13 protein-coding genes are annotated in these 16,645 nt (G+C 69.9%); 8 read left to right on the forward strand and 5 right to left on the reverse strand.

Annotation, left to right across the window (positions count from 1 at the left end):
* The first annotated feature begins 19 nt into the window (after window positions 1–19).
* Genes INQ48_28845 through INQ48_28855 form a run of 3 tightly spaced genes read left to right on the forward strand, consistent with a single transcriptional unit; the run spans window position 20 to window position 3,293 of the window.
* Window positions 20–574 (forward strand): TRAP transporter small permease, encoded by a 555-nt coding sequence (locus INQ48_28845; protein QRF57255.1) that lies wholly within the window; start codon window positions 20–22, stop codon window positions 572–574.
* Window positions 571–1,851 carry a TRAP transporter large permease subunit gene (locus INQ48_28850; GenBank protein ID QRF57256.1) on the forward strand — a complete coding sequence of 427 codons (1,281 nt, stop codon included), beginning with the start codon at window positions 571–573 and terminating at the stop codon, window positions 1,849–1,851. Before INQ48_28845 ends, INQ48_28850 begins: the two co-directional genes overlap by 4 nt.
* Window positions 1,851–3,293 carry a hyalin gene (locus INQ48_28855; protein QRF57257.1) on the forward strand — a complete coding sequence of 481 codons (1,443 nt, stop codon included), beginning with the start codon at window positions 1,851–1,853 and terminating at the stop codon, window positions 3,291–3,293. The genes INQ48_28850 and INQ48_28855 overlap by 1 nt, the downstream gene beginning before the upstream one ends.
* 84 nt (window positions 3,294–3,377) lie before the next feature.
* Here INQ48_28855 and INQ48_28860 read toward each other — a convergent pair whose 3' ends face one another.
* From INQ48_28860 to ssb, 3 genes are all read right to left on the reverse strand, one after another.
* Entirely contained in the window at window positions 3,378–5,594 is a 2,217-nt protein-coding gene (locus INQ48_28860) for a PQQ-binding-like beta-propeller repeat protein (protein ID QRF57258.1), read from the reverse strand.
* Between the two features lie 118 nt (window positions 5,595–5,712).
* Window positions 5,713–6,708, reverse strand: coding sequence for a ThuA domain-containing protein (locus tag INQ48_28865; GenBank protein QRF60945.1), 996 nt, complete (start codon window positions 6,706–6,708; stop codon window positions 5,713–5,715).
* A gap of 592 nt (window positions 6,709–7,300) precedes the next feature.
* The gene (ssb, locus tag INQ48_28870; GenBank protein QRF57259.1) at window positions 7,301–7,840 is read right to left on the reverse strand and encodes a single-stranded DNA-binding protein; all 540 of its coding nucleotides are present in this window, start codon (window positions 7,838–7,840) and stop codon (window positions 7,301–7,303) included.
* A 138-nt stretch (window positions 7,841–7,978) separates the two neighbouring features.
* Between ssb and INQ48_28875 the strand changes: the two genes are divergently transcribed.
* The gene (locus tag INQ48_28875; protein ID QRF57260.1) at window positions 7,979–9,346 is read left to right on the forward strand and encodes a chloride channel protein; all 1,368 of its coding nucleotides are present in this window, start codon (window positions 7,979–7,981) and stop codon (window positions 9,344–9,346) included.
* A gap of 128 nt (window positions 9,347–9,474) precedes the next feature.
* Window positions 9,475–12,489, forward strand: a complete 3,015-nt coding sequence (gene uvrA, locus INQ48_28880) for an excinuclease ABC subunit UvrA (GenBank protein QRF60946.1) — start codon at window positions 9,475–9,477, stop codon at window positions 12,487–12,489.
* Between the two features lie 38 nt (window positions 12,490–12,527).
* Here the strand turns inward: uvrA and INQ48_28885 are convergent, their stop codons facing one another.
* Both INQ48_28885 and INQ48_28890 read right to left on the reverse strand, forming a co-directional pair.
* Window positions 12,528–13,007, reverse strand: a complete 480-nt coding sequence (locus INQ48_28885; GenBank protein QRF57261.1) for a hypothetical protein — start codon at window positions 13,005–13,007, stop codon at window positions 12,528–12,530.
* Complete coding sequence (locus INQ48_28890) at window positions 13,004–13,774, reverse strand: hypothetical protein (protein ID QRF57262.1); 771 nt, start codon at window positions 13,772–13,774, stop codon at window positions 13,004–13,006. Before INQ48_28890 ends, INQ48_28885 begins: the two co-directional genes overlap by 4 nt.
* Window positions 13,775–13,876: 102 nt before the next feature.
* On the opposite strand from INQ48_28890, the gene INQ48_28895 reads away from it, so the two are divergent.
* From INQ48_28895 to INQ48_28905, 3 genes are all read left to right on the forward strand, one after another.
* The gene (locus INQ48_28895; protein QRF57263.1) at window positions 13,877–14,764 is read left to right on the forward strand and encodes a DMT family transporter; all 888 of its coding nucleotides are present in this window, start codon (window positions 13,877–13,879) and stop codon (window positions 14,762–14,764) included.
* A gap of 94 nt (window positions 14,765–14,858) precedes the next feature.
* Entirely contained in the window at window positions 14,859–15,098 is a 240-nt protein-coding gene (atpE, locus tag INQ48_28900; GenBank protein ID QRF57264.1) for a F0F1 ATP synthase subunit C, read from the forward strand.
* A 233-nt stretch (window positions 15,099–15,331) separates the two neighbouring features.
* Window positions 15,332–16,525, forward strand: a complete 1,194-nt coding sequence (locus INQ48_28905) for an ABC transporter substrate-binding protein (GenBank protein ID QRF57265.1) — start codon at window positions 15,332–15,334, stop codon at window positions 16,523–16,525.
* The last annotated feature ends 120 nt before the right edge of the window (window positions 16,526–16,645 follow it).

Genomic DNA, 16,645 nt, shown 5'->3' on the forward strand with positions numbered 1-16,645 from the left:
CTGGATTGAAGAGGACGACATGAATCGATGGATCGATCGCGCCTGCCGCGTGGTGGAGGCGCTGATCGCGACCTTCCTGGCCGTGATGGTGGTGCTGGTGTTCGGCAACGTGGTGCTGCGCTACGGCCTCAACTCGGGCATCACCGTGTCCGAGGAGGTCTCGCGCTGGCTGTTCATCTGGATCACCTTCCTGGGTGCGCTGGTGGCGCTGCGCGAGCATGCCCATCTCGGCGTGGACATGGTGGTCGGCAAGCTGCCGCCGCTGGGCCGCAAGCTGTGCCTCGGTGCCAGCCACCTGCTGATGCTCTACATCCTGTGGCTGCTGTTCCAGGGCAGCCTGGCGCAGACGCGGATCAACTGGGACGTGGAGGCGCCGGTCACCGGCGCCTCGATGGCCGTGGTCTATGCCTCGGGCCTGGTGTTCTCGGTGCTGGCCGCGGCGCTGCTGCTGATCGAACTGCTGCGCCTGCTCACGGGCCAGCTGGCCGACGACCAGCTGGTGGCGATCCAGGAATCGGAAGAGGCCGCCGCGCTCGCGCAGGTGCTCGACCACGAACGGGAGCGCCGCGCATGACGATCGCCGTCTTCCTCGGATCGCTGCTGCTGGCCATGGCGCTCGGCATGCCGATCGCGTTCGCGCTGCTGGCCAGCGGCGTGGCGCTGATGTGGCAGCTCGACCTGTTCGATGCCCAGATCCTGGCGCAGAACCTGATCGGCGGCGCCGACAGCTTCCCGCTGCTGGCCGTGCCCTTCTTCATGCTCGCGGGCGAGATCATGAACGCGGGCGGCCTGTCGCGCCGCATCGTCGCGCTGGCGCTCGCGCTGGTGGGCCATGTGCGCGGCGGCCTGGGCTACGTGACCATCATGGCCGGCTGCCTGCTGTCGGCGCTGTCGGGCTCGGCCGTGGCCGACGCGGCGGCACTGACCGCGCTGCTGCTGCCGATGATGGTCTCGGCCGGCCACGACCGCGCCCGCGCGGGCGGCCTGATCGCGGCCACCGGCATCATCGGCCCCGTGATCCCGCCGAGCATCGGGCTGGTGATCTTCGGCGTGGCGGCCAACGTCTCGATCTCCAAGCTCTTCCTCGCGGCCATCGTGCCCGGCCTGCTGATCGGCGGCGCGCTGTGGATCACCTGGGCCTGGCTGGTGCGGCACGAGAAGATCGAGCCGCCGCCGCGCAAGTCCGGCCGCGAGATCGCCAGCGCCGCGCGCGAGGCCGGCTGGGCGCTGATGCTGCCGGTGATCATCCTGGTCGGCCTGCGCATGGGCGTGTTCACGCCCACCGAGGCGGCCGTGGTGGCCGCCGTCTACGCGCTCTTCGTGGCCACGGTCATCTACCGCGAGCTGCGTTTTCCCGATCTCTACAAGATCTTCGTGAGCGCCGCCAAGACCAGCGCGGTCGTGATGTTCCTGATCGCCGCGGCGATGGTCAGCGCCTGGCTGATCACGGTGGCCGACCTGCCCGCCAAGGTGGTGGCGCTGCTCGAGCCCTTCATGGGCAACAAGATCGTGCTGATGATCGCGATCATGCTGCTGGTGATGGCGGTGGGCACGGCGATGGACATGACGCCGACCATCCTGATCCTCACGCCGGTGCTGATGCCGGTGGTGGCGGCGGCCGGCATCGACCCGGTCTACTTCGGCGTGATGTTCATCATCAACAACTCGATCGGGCTGATCACGCCGCCGGTGGGCGTGGTGCTCAACGTGGTGGCGGGCGTGGGCCGCATGCGCATGGACGAGGTCACGCGCGGCGTGCTGCCGTTCATGGCGGCGGAGTTCGCGATCATGTTCCTCATGGTGCTGTTCCCGCAACTGGTGACGGTGCCCGCCAAATGGTTCGGCGGCTGATGCGCGCGCCCGCCCTGCCGCCTTCGCGCTGCCGGCTGCGCGCGCTGTGCGCGGCGCTCGCGCTCTTCGTTCCGCTGGCCGCGTCGGCGCAGGACCCGGCGCGCGACGTGCTGCCCGAGCAGCTGCAGCCGCGCGCCTTTGTCGGGCCCACCGGCCTGGTGCGGCTGGGCCCGCGCGTGCTGTTCTCGGCCTTCCACGTGACCACCGGGCAGGAACTCTGGAGCAGCGACGGCACCACCGCCGGCACCGTGCCGCTGAAGGACATCCGCCCCGGCTTTCGCGGCGCCTTCCCGAGCTGGCAGACGCGCTTCGGCGCGCATGTCTACTTCACCGCCACCGACGGCGCGCACGGCCTCGAGCTGTGGCGCAGCGACGGCACGGCGCGCGGCACGCAGCGCGTGACCGACCTGAATCCCGGCGAGGCCGACGCGATGCCGGCCGAGCTGACGGCCTGGCGCGATGCGCTGTACTTCGTCGCCAACGACGGCCGCCACGGCTTCCAGCTGTGGAAGACCGGCGGCGATGCGCGCAGCACGCAACGCGTGTCCGCGATCGACGCGGGCCCGGGCGCGGTGGTGCGCCAGCTCACGCCGGCCGGCCGGCGGCTGTTCTTCACCGCCACCAGCCGCGCCCATGGGCACGAGCTCTGGGTCAGCGAGGGCACGCCCGAGACCACGCGGCTGGTGAAGGACATCCGCCCCGGCGCGGAGGACGGCAACCTCGAGAACCTGGTGGCGATCGGCGACCGGCTCTGGTTCACCGCGAACGACGGCCAACATGGCATCGAGCTCTGGACCAGCGACGGCAGCAAGGCCGGCACGCGCATGGTCAAGGACATCCGGCCCGGCGAGGGCGCGTCGCGGCCCGCGCATCTCACGGCCGTGGGCAGCACGCTCTACTTCGCGGCCGAGGACGGCACGCATGGCATCGAGCTCTGGCGCAGCGACGGCACCGAGGCCGGCACGCGGCTGGTGAAGGACCTGCGGCCCGGCGCCGCGAGCTCGGTGCCCGGCCCGCTCGCGGCCTTCGGCGGCCGGCTCTACTTCGCCGCCACCGACGGCGAGGCCGGCGCCGAACTCTGGACCAGCGACGGCAGCGCGGCCGGCACCCGGCTCGTGAAGGACCTGGGGCCGGGACCCGGCAGCGGCTCGCCCGCGCGCTTCGCGCAGGCCGCCGGCCGGCTGTGGTTCTCGGCCAACGACGGCGTGCACGGCGTGGAGCCCTGGTCCACCGATGGCAGCACGGCCGGCACGCGGCTCGCGGCCGATGTCGCGCCCGGACCGCGCCATGCGATGCCGCTGGGCTTCGTCGCGCTCGGCGACGCGGTGCTGTTCGTGGCCGACGACGGCCTCGGCAACGAACGCCTGTGGTCGCGCAACACGAAGGGCGGCGCGCGCCGCGCCACGCTGATCGGCGATCCGCTGCGCGAGCGCCTGCGCTGAGCCGCGCCGGCTGGCCGGCTCCTTTCCCGCACCAACGAAAAAGGCCCCGGTTCGCACCGGGGCCTTCGAGCATCGCGCGCGGACTCAGTACACGACGATCTTGCCGGTCGGTCGCGCGCTGTGGCAGTCGTTGTAGAAGTACTCGCCGGGCGTGTCGAAGCGGTGCTGCGCCGACTGGCCCGGTGCGAGCTTGAAGTCGAAGCGGCCCTCGAAGAACTGCGTGGCGCAGTGCTGGTTGGCATTGCCGGCGGGGTTGGTGAAGGTCACGGTGGTGTTCGCGGGCACGCGCATCCAGGTCGGCGTCATCGCGTTGACCGCGGTGCTCTCGCTGGTGCCGGGCGCGTTGGCCGCGGTCTGCACGCGCGCGAGGAACACGGTGTTGGGCGTGGGCAGCGCCGCGCCTTCCACCGGCTGGCCCGACACCGGCCGGCGCACCTCGGGCGGCCTGGGCGTGGCCGCCGGCGCCACCGTGCCGCCGACCTTGAAGGCCCAGAGGTAGTCGCCGCGCGGCGCCGAGTCGCCGTAGGGGATGCTGGTGCCGCCCGCGTAGACCGCGATGTACTGCTCGCCGTCGACCTCGTAGGCCACCGGGCTCGCGGCGATGGCCGCGCCGGTCTGGAAGCGCCACAGCTCGTTGCCGTCGCCCGCGTCGAGCGCGAGCAGGTTGCCGTCGGGCTGACCGATGAACAGCAGGTCGGCCCCCGTGCTCAGGATGCCGTTGCCGTGCGCCAGCGAGTAGGGCATGGGCTTCTTCCACTTGACCAGGTTGGTGCCCGGGTCGACCGCCACCACCGCGCCGGTCATGTAGGTGCCCGGCGGGCGCAGGCCGTTGCTCGACTCGGTCAGCGAGTGCGCGGCCGAGACGTAGCCCATGCCGGTGTAGACCAGGCCGGTGCGCGGGCTGAAGGACTGGTGGTTCCAGTTGGCGCCGCCGCCGTGGCCCGGGATCGACAGCAGCGGCACGTCCCAGTGCGCGTCGTAGAGGCAGCCCTTGAGGTAGTTGGGCACGGCGCGGTTCGGGTCGCCCGGGATCGCGGTGCCCAGCGGCTGGTCGACGATGCAGGTCTCGGTCCACGCGCCCTGGCGCGGGAAGGGCTGGGTCGGCCAGCTCGCCTGGCGGGCGTCCTGCTTGACCGGCATCTCGTCGATGCCCAGCGGCGCGCTGCCGTCCTTGCGATCGAGGATGTAGTACATGCCGGTCTTGCTGCCGTAGATCACGACCTTGCGCTCCTGGCCCGCGATCCTCACGTTGGCCAGCACCGGCGACATCACGTTGTCCATGTCCCAGATGTCGTGGTGCACCGACTGGAAGTGCCACTTGTACTCGCCGGTCTTGAGGTCGAGCGCGACGATCGAGTTGGCGAACAGGTTCAGGCCCGGCCGCGTGGAGCCGTTCTGCGAGGAGCCGCCGCGCACGTTGCCGAAGGTCCAGTAGACGAGCCCCAGCTCGGGATCGACCGCCGGGTGGATCCACGGCGTGGCGCCGGTGCGGTCCGATTCGGGCGCGCCGCCCCAGGTGTCGTAGCCGCGCTCGCCCACGCGCGGCACGCCCCAGAAGGTGGAGAGCACCTTGCCCGTGGCCGCGTCGGCCGAGAAGGCGGCGCCGCGGTTGCCGTCGTTGGTGCCCACGTAGAGGCGCTTGTCGTGATAGACCAGCGCCACCTTCTGCACCGCGCCCTGGTAGTCGGGGTCGGTGGTGCTGCTCGGGTACTGCTTGATCCAGACCGGCTTGCCGGTCTTCGTGTCGAGCGCCACCAGCCGGTTGCCCGTGGCCACGGTGTAGACCAGGCCCAGGTCCTTCGCGACCGCCGCGCCGCGGCGCGTGATCGCGCCATAGGGCGTGGTCCATTTCCACTTGGTGACGCCAGTCTTGCCGTCGACCGCGATCAGGTTGCCGAGCGCCGACTCGATGTAGATCACGCCGTCGACCACCACCGTGGTGCTCTGGCTGTTGCCGGTGTTGGTACCGCCCTCGATGCGGTTGAGCCAGGCGCCGCCGAGCTGGCCGACGCGCGCCTTGTCGATCTTCGCGAGGCTCGAGTAGTTCTGGTTGCCGAGGTTGCCGCCCACCTTGGGGAAGTCGCGGTCGCCCGCGGTGCAGCAGTCGGCCAGTTCGGCGGCCGAGGGGCCGGCCGCGGGCGGTGCCGGCGGCGGGGCCGGTGGATTGGGTGCCGGCGGGGGCGCCGCGAACCAGGGAAAGGCGCCGCCGCCCGAATCGCCGCCGCCGCAGCCGGCCAGCAGCAGGGGCGCGCCGATCGCGCCGCAGGCGAGCAGCGTCGCTGCCAGTGATGTGAGTCGCATGGTGAAGATCTCCGCTCCGAAGGAAGGGTTGTCCGCGATGGGAAAGAGGAACGCGGCGCGCAGCACCGCGCGCACGGCGCCGGGGCGCCGTGCGGGCCGCGAGGCCGCTGGGGTCAGCTCAGGTGCAGAAGGGCGTCAGGCCCATGGCCGACTTCACGCCCTGCACCACCAGCTTCTGGAACTGGTCCGCGCCGGGCCCGGTCGAGCTGGCGGTGAACGAGTGGTCGTTGTGGCCCAGCGTGCTGAGCCAGGCGCGGCCGCCGTCGTAGTACTGGCACCAGGCCACGGGGTGGAAGTCCGCATGGCCCGGATGCGGCGGCGAGGTCAGCGGCTTGAGCGTGGAGGTGTCGACCTTGGCGAGGAACTTCACGTTGGTCGGGAAGGGCGCGAGGTTGTACCACTCGTCCTGGAAGGTGAAGCGCTTGGGCAGGTCCACGGTGGAGGGGTCGTCGGCAATGATCTCGACGTCGCCCGAGCGGTTGGGCCCGTGGTTGTAGAAGTTGGCGTTGCCCAGCAGGCCTTCGTAGTAGGGCCAGTTGTATTCGGCGCCGAAGGCGTTGTGCAGCCCGACGAAGCCGCCGCCGCGGCGCATGTAGTTGCGCAGCGCCGTGCGCGCGGCGTCGTTGCTGGTCGCGACCGAGCCGTTCCACAGCGTGTCGCGGTTCGAGCTCGCGAAGATCACGGCCTTGTAGTTGTTGATGCGGCTGCCGAGCACGGCCACGTCCTCGGTCCAGTCGGCCGTGATGCCCGCGTCCTTGAGCATGCGCACCAGGCCGGCCTGCATCACGTTGTCGGGGTTCATGACCGGGTTGAGGCCCGTGCCCATCGGCGTGCCGAGGTTGGCGTGGCGCGGTCCGGCGGTGCGCGAGTAGATCAGCACGCGGTCGGGCGTGGTGGCGAAGGCGCCCCAGTCGTTGTAGCACTTGCGGTCGGTGCCGCGGCAGACGTTGTAGTAGGTGTCGAAGCTGGTGTCGGGCGCCTCGGCCACGGGATCGGTGGGTCGGTCGTCCACCGGTTCTTCGGGCGCCGCGGGCGGCGGTGGCGGTGCCACCGCGACCGGCACGAAGCCGGCACCGCCGCCGCCGCTGCCGCCGCCACAGGCGGTCAGGACCAGGGCGAGCGCCGCGCTCGACACGAGGCCGAGGGTCAGGGAATGAGCTGGTTTCACGAAGTCTCCTACTTGTAGTCGTGGCCGGGGCCGCGCGGGCGCGCCCTGCCGGGATGGCTCGGCTGCTTCCGATGGCCGGGGAAGCAGCCGACGAAGCACCAAGGAATGCCGGCCTCAGACGGGAAAGCGGAAAAGCGCCGCCCTGCCTCGATCGGGTGCAGCAGGCCACCCTCCCTCGGCGAGCGAAGGAAGGACCGGGTGCACGGCGGAAGCGGGCGCGCGAAAGACGCGCGGGGGGCGCGGGCGAACGCTCAGGACGGCGCGTTCGGCACGCGCCGCAGATCGGACACGGACAACGGGCGAGGCAGTGGCACGGATCGTCTCCAGGGCTGAAAGCGCAGGGCCAGGGGGCCCGGCTGCGGACGATCATAAGCAGAATTGGAAAGTATTTCCACTATAGAAATCCCTTCCTATTTTGCGGCTTCGCGCTTTCGTGCCCCGGAAGGCGCAAAGAAAAAGGGCCGATCGCGCATGGCGATCGGCCCTTGGCCGGCTGGCGGGGGGCGACGGGAGGCAAGCCTCGCGCCGCGGGATCCGGTCAGAACGGAATGTCGTCGTCCATGTCGTCGAAGCCCGACGAGGACTTGGCCGGTGCCTGGCGCGGCGCGGGCGCCGGTGCGCGCGGCGCGGCGGCCGGAGCGCGTGCCGGTGCGGGTGCATAGCCGCCACCACCGCCACCGCCATTGCCGCCCTGCGAGTAACCGCCGTCGTCGTAGCCGCCGCCCGCCGGGGCGCCCTGGCCCTGACGGCTGCCGAGCATCTGCATCTGGTCGACGCGGATGTCGGTCGCGTACTTCTCGACGCCGTCCTTGTCGGTGTACTTGCGCGTGCGGATCTGGCCTTCGACGTAGATCTGCGAGCCCTTGCGCAGGTACTGCGCGGCGATTTCGGCCAGGCGGCCGTTGAACACGAGACGGTGCCACTCGGTGGCTTCGCGCATCTCGCCGCTTTGCTTGTCCTTCCACTTGTCGGTGGTCGCGAGGGTCGCGTTGCACACCTGGTCGCCGCTCGGGAAGGTACGGGTTTCGGGATCGCGGCCGAGGTTGCCGACGAGGATGACTTTGTTGACCGATGCCATGTGCGCTGCCCCTGATGAATGAGTAAGAGGAGGTTTGAAGGAAAAAGGAGGACACGCATTGTGCCCGATGGGCCGGGCGACGCGGCCTCCGCTGGCACGGCGGCCGGATACCGCGCGGCAGAATGGCGGGCTGGACCGATGAATCACGAGCCCGACTTCCTGCAGAACCTGCGCGCCGAGTTTTCGGGCTGGCGCCTGTGGGTCGACCGCGCCATCGTGCTCGGCTACGCGGTGCTCGCGGGCCTGTTCGTGGTCGGCTTCACGCATGCGGCCGAATGGGCCTTCGCGCTGTTCGAGGGCCTGTTCCGGCGCCATCCCTGGGCCGTGCTGCTGTGGACGCCGGCGCTCACGGCCGCCATCGTCTGGGCCACGCGGCGCTGGTTCCCGGGCGCGGCGGGCTCGGGCATCCCGCAGATCAAGGCCGCGCTCGATCCCGACCTGCCGTCCGACCAACGTGGCCTGTTCGCCTCGCTGCGGCTGACGCTGGCCAAGATCGGGCTCGGCGCCGCGGGCTTCGCGGCCGGCCTGTCGGTGGGGCGCGAAGGGCCGTCGGTGCAGGTGGCGGCCGGCGTGATGCAGCACGCGAAACGCTGGCTGTCGCCCGGCAGCACGATCGACATGCGCGCGCTGCTGGTGGCCGGCGGCGCGGCCGGCATCGCGGCCGCGTTCAACGCGCCGCTCGCGGGCGTGGTGTTCGCCATCGAGGAGCTGTCGGGCCGGCTCGAGGCACGCGCCAGCGGCGTGATCATCACCGGCATCGTGCTCGCGGGCCTGGTGGCGGTGTCGGCCTTCGGCAACCTCAGCTATTTCGGCGTGATCCGCGTGCCGCACCTCGACTGGAGCCTGCTCGGCCCGGGCCTGGCGGTGGCGCTGCTCAGCGGCGTGGCGGGCGGGCTGTTCGCGCGCCTGCTGATCGCCTCGCTGACCGGCGCGCCGCAGCGCCTGAACCACTGGCGCCGGCGCTATCCGGTGCGCTTCGCGGCGGCCTGCGGGCTGGCCGTGGCCGTCATCGGGCTGGCCACGGGCGGCGTCACCTACGGCGCGGGTTCGGAAGCGGTCAAGCGCATGCTGCATGGCGAGGCCCCGCTCTCGCCGCTCTACACGCTGCTGAAGTTCATCGCCACCTGGCTCACGGCCTGGAGCGGCGCACCGGGCGGCATCTTCGCGCCCTCGCTGTCGATCGGCGCCGGCATCGGCGACGCCATCGCGCGGCTCGCGAGCCCCGAATTCGGGCCCGCGCTGATCGCGCTCGGCATGGCCGGCTTCCTGGCCGCGGTCACGCAGGCGCCGCTGACGGCCTTCATCATCGTGATGGAGATGGTCGACGGCCATGCCATGGTGCTGAGCCTGATGGCCTCGGCCATGCTCGCGAGCCTGGTCTCGCGCATGATCAGCCGGCCGCTGTACGAGACGCTGGCCGAGCACATGGTGGGCGCGGCCACCGGGCGGCTCGCGGCGCAGCCGCAGGAGCCCGTCGCCCGCGAAGAACCGCCCCGCTCGCCATGACATCCCGGGCGGTCTATCATGTCCGGTTGCCCTCGGACGATCGCCCCTTGAATTCAAAAGCCACCGAAGACACTGCGCAAGCAGAAGCCGAACGCGAAAGCGAGCGCGACGCCCAACGCGAAGCGTACCTGGGCGCCGTGCTGGCCCAGCAGCGCATCAGCATCCGCGGCGCGCGCACCCACAACCTCAAGAACGTCGACCTCGACATCCCGCGCAACAAGCTGGTGGTGATCACCGGCCTGTCGGGCTCGGGCAAGTCGAGCCTGGCCTTCGACACGCTGTATGCCGAGGGCCAGCGGCGCTACGTCGAGAGCCTGTCGGCCTATGCGCGGCAGTTCCTGCAGCTGATGGACAAGCCCGACGTCGACGTGATCGAGGGCCTGTCGCCCGCGATCAGCATCGAGCAGAAGGCCACCAGCCACAACCCGCGCTCCACCGTGGGCACGGTGACCGAGATCCACGACTACCTGCGCCTGCTCTACGCGCGCGCCGGCACGCCCTTCTGCCCCGACCACCACCTGCCGCTGCAGGCGCAGACCGTCTCGCAGATGGTCGACGCGACGCTGGGCCTGGGCGAGGAGCCGCGGCTGATGATCCTCGCGCCGGTGGCGCGCGAGAAGAAGGGCGAGTTCGTCGAGCTGTTCGCCGAGATGCAGGCCGCGGGCTACATCCGCTTCCGCGTCGACGGCCAGACCTACGAATACAACGACCTGCCCAAGCTCAAGAAGACCGAGAAGCACGACATCGACGTGGTGATCGACCGGCTGCGCGCGCGCCCCGACATGCAGCAGCGCCTGGCCGAGAGCTTCGAGGCCGCGCTGCGCCTGGCCGAGGGCCGCGCGCTGGTGCTCGAGCTCGGCGGCGAGGGCCAGCCCGACCGCGAGCACCTGTTCAACGCCAAGTTCTCCTGCCCGATCTGCCACTACTCGCTGGCCGAGCTCGAGCCGCGGCTGTTCTCGTTCAACTCGCCCGTGGGTGCCTGCCCGAGCTGCGACGGCCTGGGCCACAGCGAGGTGTTCGACGCGGCGCGCGTGGTGGCCTTCCCCACGCTGTCGCTGGCCAGCGGCGCGATCAAGGGCTGGGACCGCCGCAACGGCTACTACTTCAGCATGATCGAGAGCGTCGCGAAGCACTACAAGTTCGACGTCGACGCGCCCTTCGAATCGCTGCCGGCCTCGGTGCAGCAGGTGCTGCTGCACGGCTCCGCTGGCGAGGAGATCAAGTTCAACTACACCATGGAGTCGGGCAACTTCGCGGGCAAGAAGCTCACGAAGAAGCATCCCTTCGAGGGAATCATCCCGAACATGGCGCGGCGCTACCGCGAGACCGACTCGGTGATGGTGCGCGAGGACCTCGCGCGCTACCGCAGCTTCCAGCCCTGCCCCGAGTGCGGCGGCTCGCGGCTGCGGCGCGAGGCGCGCAACGTGTTCCTGGTCGACGAGTCGGCACGCCCGGCCGATGGCGGCGAGCCGCCGCGCATGGCGATCTTCGAATTGAGCCGCCTGACCCTGCGCGACAGCCTCTCGTGGTTCCAGCGCCTGCAGCTGCGCGGCGCCAAGGCCGAGATCGCCGACAAGGTGGTGCGCGAGATCGGCCTGCGCCTCAAGTTCCTCAACGACGTGGGCCTCAACTACCTGAGCCTGGACCGCAGCGCCGAAACGCTGTCGGGCGGCGAGGCGCAGCGCATCCGCCTCGCCTCGCAGATCGGCTCGGGCCTGACCGGCGTGATGTACGTGCTCGACGAGCCCAGCATCGGCCTGCACCAGCGCGACAACGACCGCCTGATCGGCACCCTCAAGCATCTGCGCGACATCGGCAACAGCGTGATCGTGGTCGAGCACGACGAGGACATGATCCACGCCGCCGACCACGTGATCGACATGGGCCCGGGCGCCGGCGTGCACGGCGGCCGCGTGATGGCGCAGGGCAGCTTCGCGCAGGTGGCGGCCAACCCCGAGTCGCTGACCGGCCAGTACCTGTCGGGCGCGAAGAAGATCGAGGTGCCGAAGCGCCGCACGCCCTGGCTGCCGGTGGTGAAGAAGGACGTGCCCGCCGAGCCGCGCAAGGCCTCGCGCTTTCCGCAGAGCCCCGCGGCCGAGCGCCGCGCCGCGCGCGAGGCCGCGCACCTCGCCTCGCAGACCGCGCTGCAGGAGATCCGCGTGGTCGGCGCCAGCGGCAACAACCTCAAGAACGTGAGCGTGGCCTTCCCGGTCGGCCTGCTGACCTGCGTCACCGGCGTCTCGGGCTCGGGCAAGTCCACGCTGGTCAACGACACGCTCTACAGCGCCGTCGCACGCACCCTCTACCGCGCCCACGAGGAGCCCGCGCCGCACGAGGCGGTCGAAGGCATCGAGTACTTCGACAAGGTCATCAACGTCGACCAGAGCCCGATCGGCCGCACGCCGCGCAGCAACCCGGCCACCTACACGGGCCTGTTCACGCCGATCCGCGAACTGATGGCCGAGACCAACACCGCGCGCGAGCGCGGCTACGGGCCGGGCCGCTTCAGCTTCAACGTGGCGGGCGGGCGCTGCGAGGCCTGCCAGGGCGACGGCGTGGTGAAGGTCGAGATGCACTTCCTGCCCGACGTCTACGTGCCCTGCGAGGTCTGCCACGGCCAGCGCTACAACCGCGAGACGCTCGAGGTCCAGTACAAGGGCCGCAACATCGCGCAGATCCTCGACATGACGGTCGAGGTCGCGCACGAGTTCCTCAAGGCCGTGCCGACCATCGAGCGCAAGCTGCGCACCCTGCTCGACGTGGGCCTGAGCTACATCAAGCTCGGCCAGTCGGCCACCACGCTGTCGGGCGGCGAGGCGCAGCGCGTGAAGCTCGCGCTCGAGCTCAGCAAGCGCGACACCGGGCGCACGCTCTACATCCTCGACGAGCCGACCACCGGCCTGCACTTCGCCGACATCGAGCTGCTGCTCAAGGTGCTGCACCAGCTGCGCGACGCGGGCAACACCATCGTCGTGATCGAGCACAACCTCGACGTCATCAAGACCGCCGACTGGCTGATCGACATGGGCCCCGAGGGCGGCGCCGGCGGCGGCACGGTGGTGGGCGCGGGCACGCCGGAGGACCTGGCGGCGAACGAGGCGAGCCACACGGGGCATTACCTGAAGCGGCTGCTGCCGGGCTGATACGAAGGGCTCCGGGAGCCCCTTCGCCACTTCATCGCCTATTCGCTCAGCAGGCCACGTTGCCCGTTGTCGAACCAGGCCGAATCGAAGCCATCGGCCAGCAGGATCGGCTGCACGGCACAGGTGCCCGCCGCGTTCAGCCTGCGCAGGTACTTCACCAGCGTATGCGCATCCTCGGTGAGGATGTGCGTCAGCGATTCGCAGATGGCCTGGGCGATCAGCTTGATGTCGTCCTTGACGGCGCTTCGATCGTCGACCGGGTCCCGCGCCAACCCGCGCATCAGCAGGCCCGCGGTCATCGCGTGGTCGATGTTGAACGGGAGCACCTCGAAGTTGCGCAGCGGGAGATCGGTCACGGCCTGCTTGACCTGGAACTCCGATGCGGCGATGGCCGAGAGGTACAGCGGCACGCCGCGTTTGAGCGCTTCGCGCAGATAGCCGACCGCCGCCGGGTGATGCGCGCGTGCCGGGTCGGCGAGCGAGATCAGGTAGCTCGTGTCGAGCAGGATGGCGCTCACGCCTTGCTTCCCCGCAGCTCGTCGACCCACGCACCGGCATCGGGCACATCGCGCCAGGCCTTCGCCCCGCGCTGGGTCAGGCGATCGAGTTCCTTCTCGTCGAGCCGGCTTTCGTGCTCGACGAATTCGAGCAGCCTCGCGTTCCGGTACTCGCGCGTCATGACGTTGTATTCGGCGACGATCCGGATCATGGCGGGCTTGTAGAGGCGGTTGACCTTCTCGTCCCGCAGCATCTCGCGGGCCGCATCGACCAGCAAGGTCTTGCCGTCCGGCAGGCGAATGTGGGCATTGGGTTTGGTGTGCCCGCCCATGTCCTCGATCTCGCCGCGCACATAGCGCTCGACGCGCACCCATTGGTCCGCATCGTCGGCCCTGAAGTCCGATTCGCTGTCGATCACGATGGCGGCGGACAGGAAATCCGCCGCGATGCTCACGCGCCAGCGACGACCGCCGCGCGCACTCTTCTGCCAGCGCTCGACCACGGCGCGGCGCTTCGCCGCGATGCCTTCCATCTGCTGGCTGCCCGCGAGTCTTCGCAGGTCGTTCATCAGCACCGGGTTGGCCGTCGGTGCCGTGCGAATGGCGAGCGAACCTTTCTCGATGGAGACATCCAGCGCGCTGGTGTCGACATCGTTGCCATCGCCGCGCAGGAACTCGTCGACGTCCCTGGCAAAGCCGCGCAACACGGACAGCGGCACCCGCTCCGGCGAGATTTCGTATCCGGCCGACTCGTCGTGCAAAGCTATCAGCAAGGCTTGCGCTTCCATCGGGCCATTCTAGGTGTCGAGGTCATTTCTTTGCAGAGGAGGCCCACTGCATCTTCCTCGGCCCCAGGCACGAAACCACGGTCCGCGCCACAATCGCGCCCCATGCCTTCCTTCACCCCGCGCCAGTTCGTCATCCTCGTCCTGCTGACCCTTGCCTGGGGCCTCAACTGGCCGGTGATGAAGCTCGGCGTGGCGGACTATCCGCCGCTGGCCTTTCGCGCGATCTCGATCTGGCTCGGGCTGCCGGTGCTGGGCCTGGCGCTGGCGTGGATGAAGGTGCCGTTCCGCGTGCCGCGCGCGGCCTGGCCCGAGCTGCTGTGGCTGGGCGCCACCAACATGTTCGTCTGGCACGCCTGCATCATCCTCGCGGTGAAGGCGCTGTCGGGCGGGCGCGCGGCCATCCTCGGCTACACCATGCCGGTGTTCTCGGCGGTGATCGGCGCGCTGCTGTTCTCGGCCGCGCTCTCGCGCCGCGCCTGGACCGGCGTGGGCGCCTGCGCGATCGGCGTGGGCCTGCTGCTGTGGCACGAGCTCACCGACCTCGCGGGGCGGCCCGGCTATGTCGCGCTCGCACTGGTGGCGGCCGCCACCTGGGCGCTGGGCACGCAGCTGCTGCGCCACACGCGCATCGGGCTGCCGACGCTCACGCTCTCGTTCTGGATGACGGCGCTCACCGCGGTGGTGATGACGGTGCTGTCGGCGCTGTTCGAGCGCGACCAGTGGCGCTGGCCCGGCAGCGTGACCTGGGGCGCGATCCTCTACAACGCGGTGCTGATCTTCGGCTTCGCGCACGCGGCGTGGTTCTATCTCGCGCGCGGGCTGCCGCCCGTGGCCTCCACGCTCAGCGTGATGTTCATCCCGGTGCTCGGCGTGTTCAGCGGCGCGGTGTGGCTCGGCGAGGCGGTGCACTGGCAGGACTGGGTGGCGGTGGCGCTGATGATGGTGGCGATCGCCTCGGTGCTGTGGCCCTCGCGCGCCGCGCGCACCTGAGCCGCCGCCGCGCGCGCATGACCCGCGAGGTCATGGACCCGGTGCAGTCGATGCGGGACAGTACGTCCAGGCATCAACCACTGGAGAAAGCACCATGAACGGCTTCAACATCCTCCCCCTCGCGGTCGCCCTGCTGATCGGCATCGCGGCACTGGGCTCGTGCATCGGCATCGCGCTGGTGGGGCAGAAGTTCCTCGAAGGCACGACGCGCCAGCCCGAGATGGTCGACACGCTGCAGACCAAGTTCTTCCTGGTCGCGGGCGTGACCGACGGGGCCTTCATCATCGCCACCGGCATCGGCCTGTGGTTCGCGACCGCCAGCCCCTTCGGCTGATCGGCGCGAAAGAAGCGGCGCACCACGCGGGCGCCGCGCCCTCTTCGAGGGCATCGCAGGCGGCATCGGCCCGGGTCGATGCCGCTTCTTTTTTTGGGGACATCGGGGCCGCGCACGTGCCGGCCACTGGCACCATTCGTGCTAGCACCGTTGACACCGAATTGTTTATGGCTAAAGTATTTAGCTATCAACGGTTCGATGCCGTTTCACCCCCATCCCTGCCGGAGAATCCGATGAGCCAACCGTCCCCGAAATCGTCCGCGCTGCCGCGCACCCTGCTTTCGCTGCTGCTGTGCGGCGCCGCGGCCTCGGCCCTGGCGGCGCCGGTCAAGGTCGGCCTGGCGCTCGACATCTCGGGCCCGTTCGCGGCGCTGGGCGCCGAGGCGCGCGACGGCTTCGCGCTCGGCATCAAGCAGCTGGGCGGCAAGCTCGGCGGGCAGGAGGTGGAGTTCGTGCAGGCCGACATGGCCGGCAGCCCCGACCAGGCCAAGCAGCTGGTCGACCGCATGATCCAGCGCGACAAGATCGACATCTTCAGCGGCCCGATCGGCTCCAACGTGGCGCTGGCCGTCGGCCCGACGCTGTTCAACGCCAAGGTTCCCTACCTCTCGGCCAACGCCGGCCCGAGCCAGTTCGCGGGCGCGCAGTGCAATGCCTACTTCTTCGGCACCGCCTACCAGAACGACCAGTTCCACGAGGCCGCCGGCAAGTTCGCGCAGGACCGCGCCTTCAAGAAGATCGTGCTGATCGCGCCCAACTATCCCGCGGGCAAGGACGCGCTCGGCGGCTTCAAGCGCCAGTTCAAGGGCCAGGTGGCCGACGAGCTCTACACCAAGCTCGGCCAGATCGACTACGCGGCCGAACTCGCGCAGCTGCGCGCCTCCAAGCCCGACTCGATCTACTTCTTCCTGCCCGGCGCGATGGGCATCAACTTCATCAAGCAGTTCGTGGGCGCGGGCCTGTCGAAGGACATCACGCTGGTCACCAGCGGCTTCTCGGCCGACGAGGACGTGATCGGCGCCGTGGGCGAGCCGATGCTGGGCCTGTTCAACACCTCGCACTGGGCACACGACCTCGACAACGCCGCCAACAAGGCCTTCGTGGCCGCGTTCCGCAAGGAGTACAACGGCCGCTACCCGTCGGTCTACGCCGCGCAGGCCTACGACGCCATCCTCGCGATGGACGCCGCCGTGAAGCAGGCCGGCGGCAACGCACAGAACCGCGAGGCCGTGATCGCGGCGCTCAAGAAGGCCAACTACGCCTCGACGCGCGGCACCTTCAAGTACGCCAACAACCACTACCCCATCGAGAACTTCTACCTGCGCGTGATCGGCAAGGACGCGCAGGGCAAGGTCACGAACAAGCTGATCAACACGGTGCTGACGAACTACGGCGACAGCTACGCCGACAAGTGCCCGATGAAGTAAGCGGCGCCCGCGCCATTCGGATTCCCGAACTTCCGGACGCAGAGGACGCGAAGAATCCGCGAAGGACGCGAAAGAGACAGCGGAAAACTTTCGAGGTTTTCTTTTGCGTCCTTCGCGAAA

The sequence above is a fragment of the Variovorax paradoxus genome (genome assembly GCA_016806145.1).
Lineage (GTDB): Bacteria > Pseudomonadota > Gammaproteobacteria > Burkholderiales > Burkholderiaceae_C > Variovorax.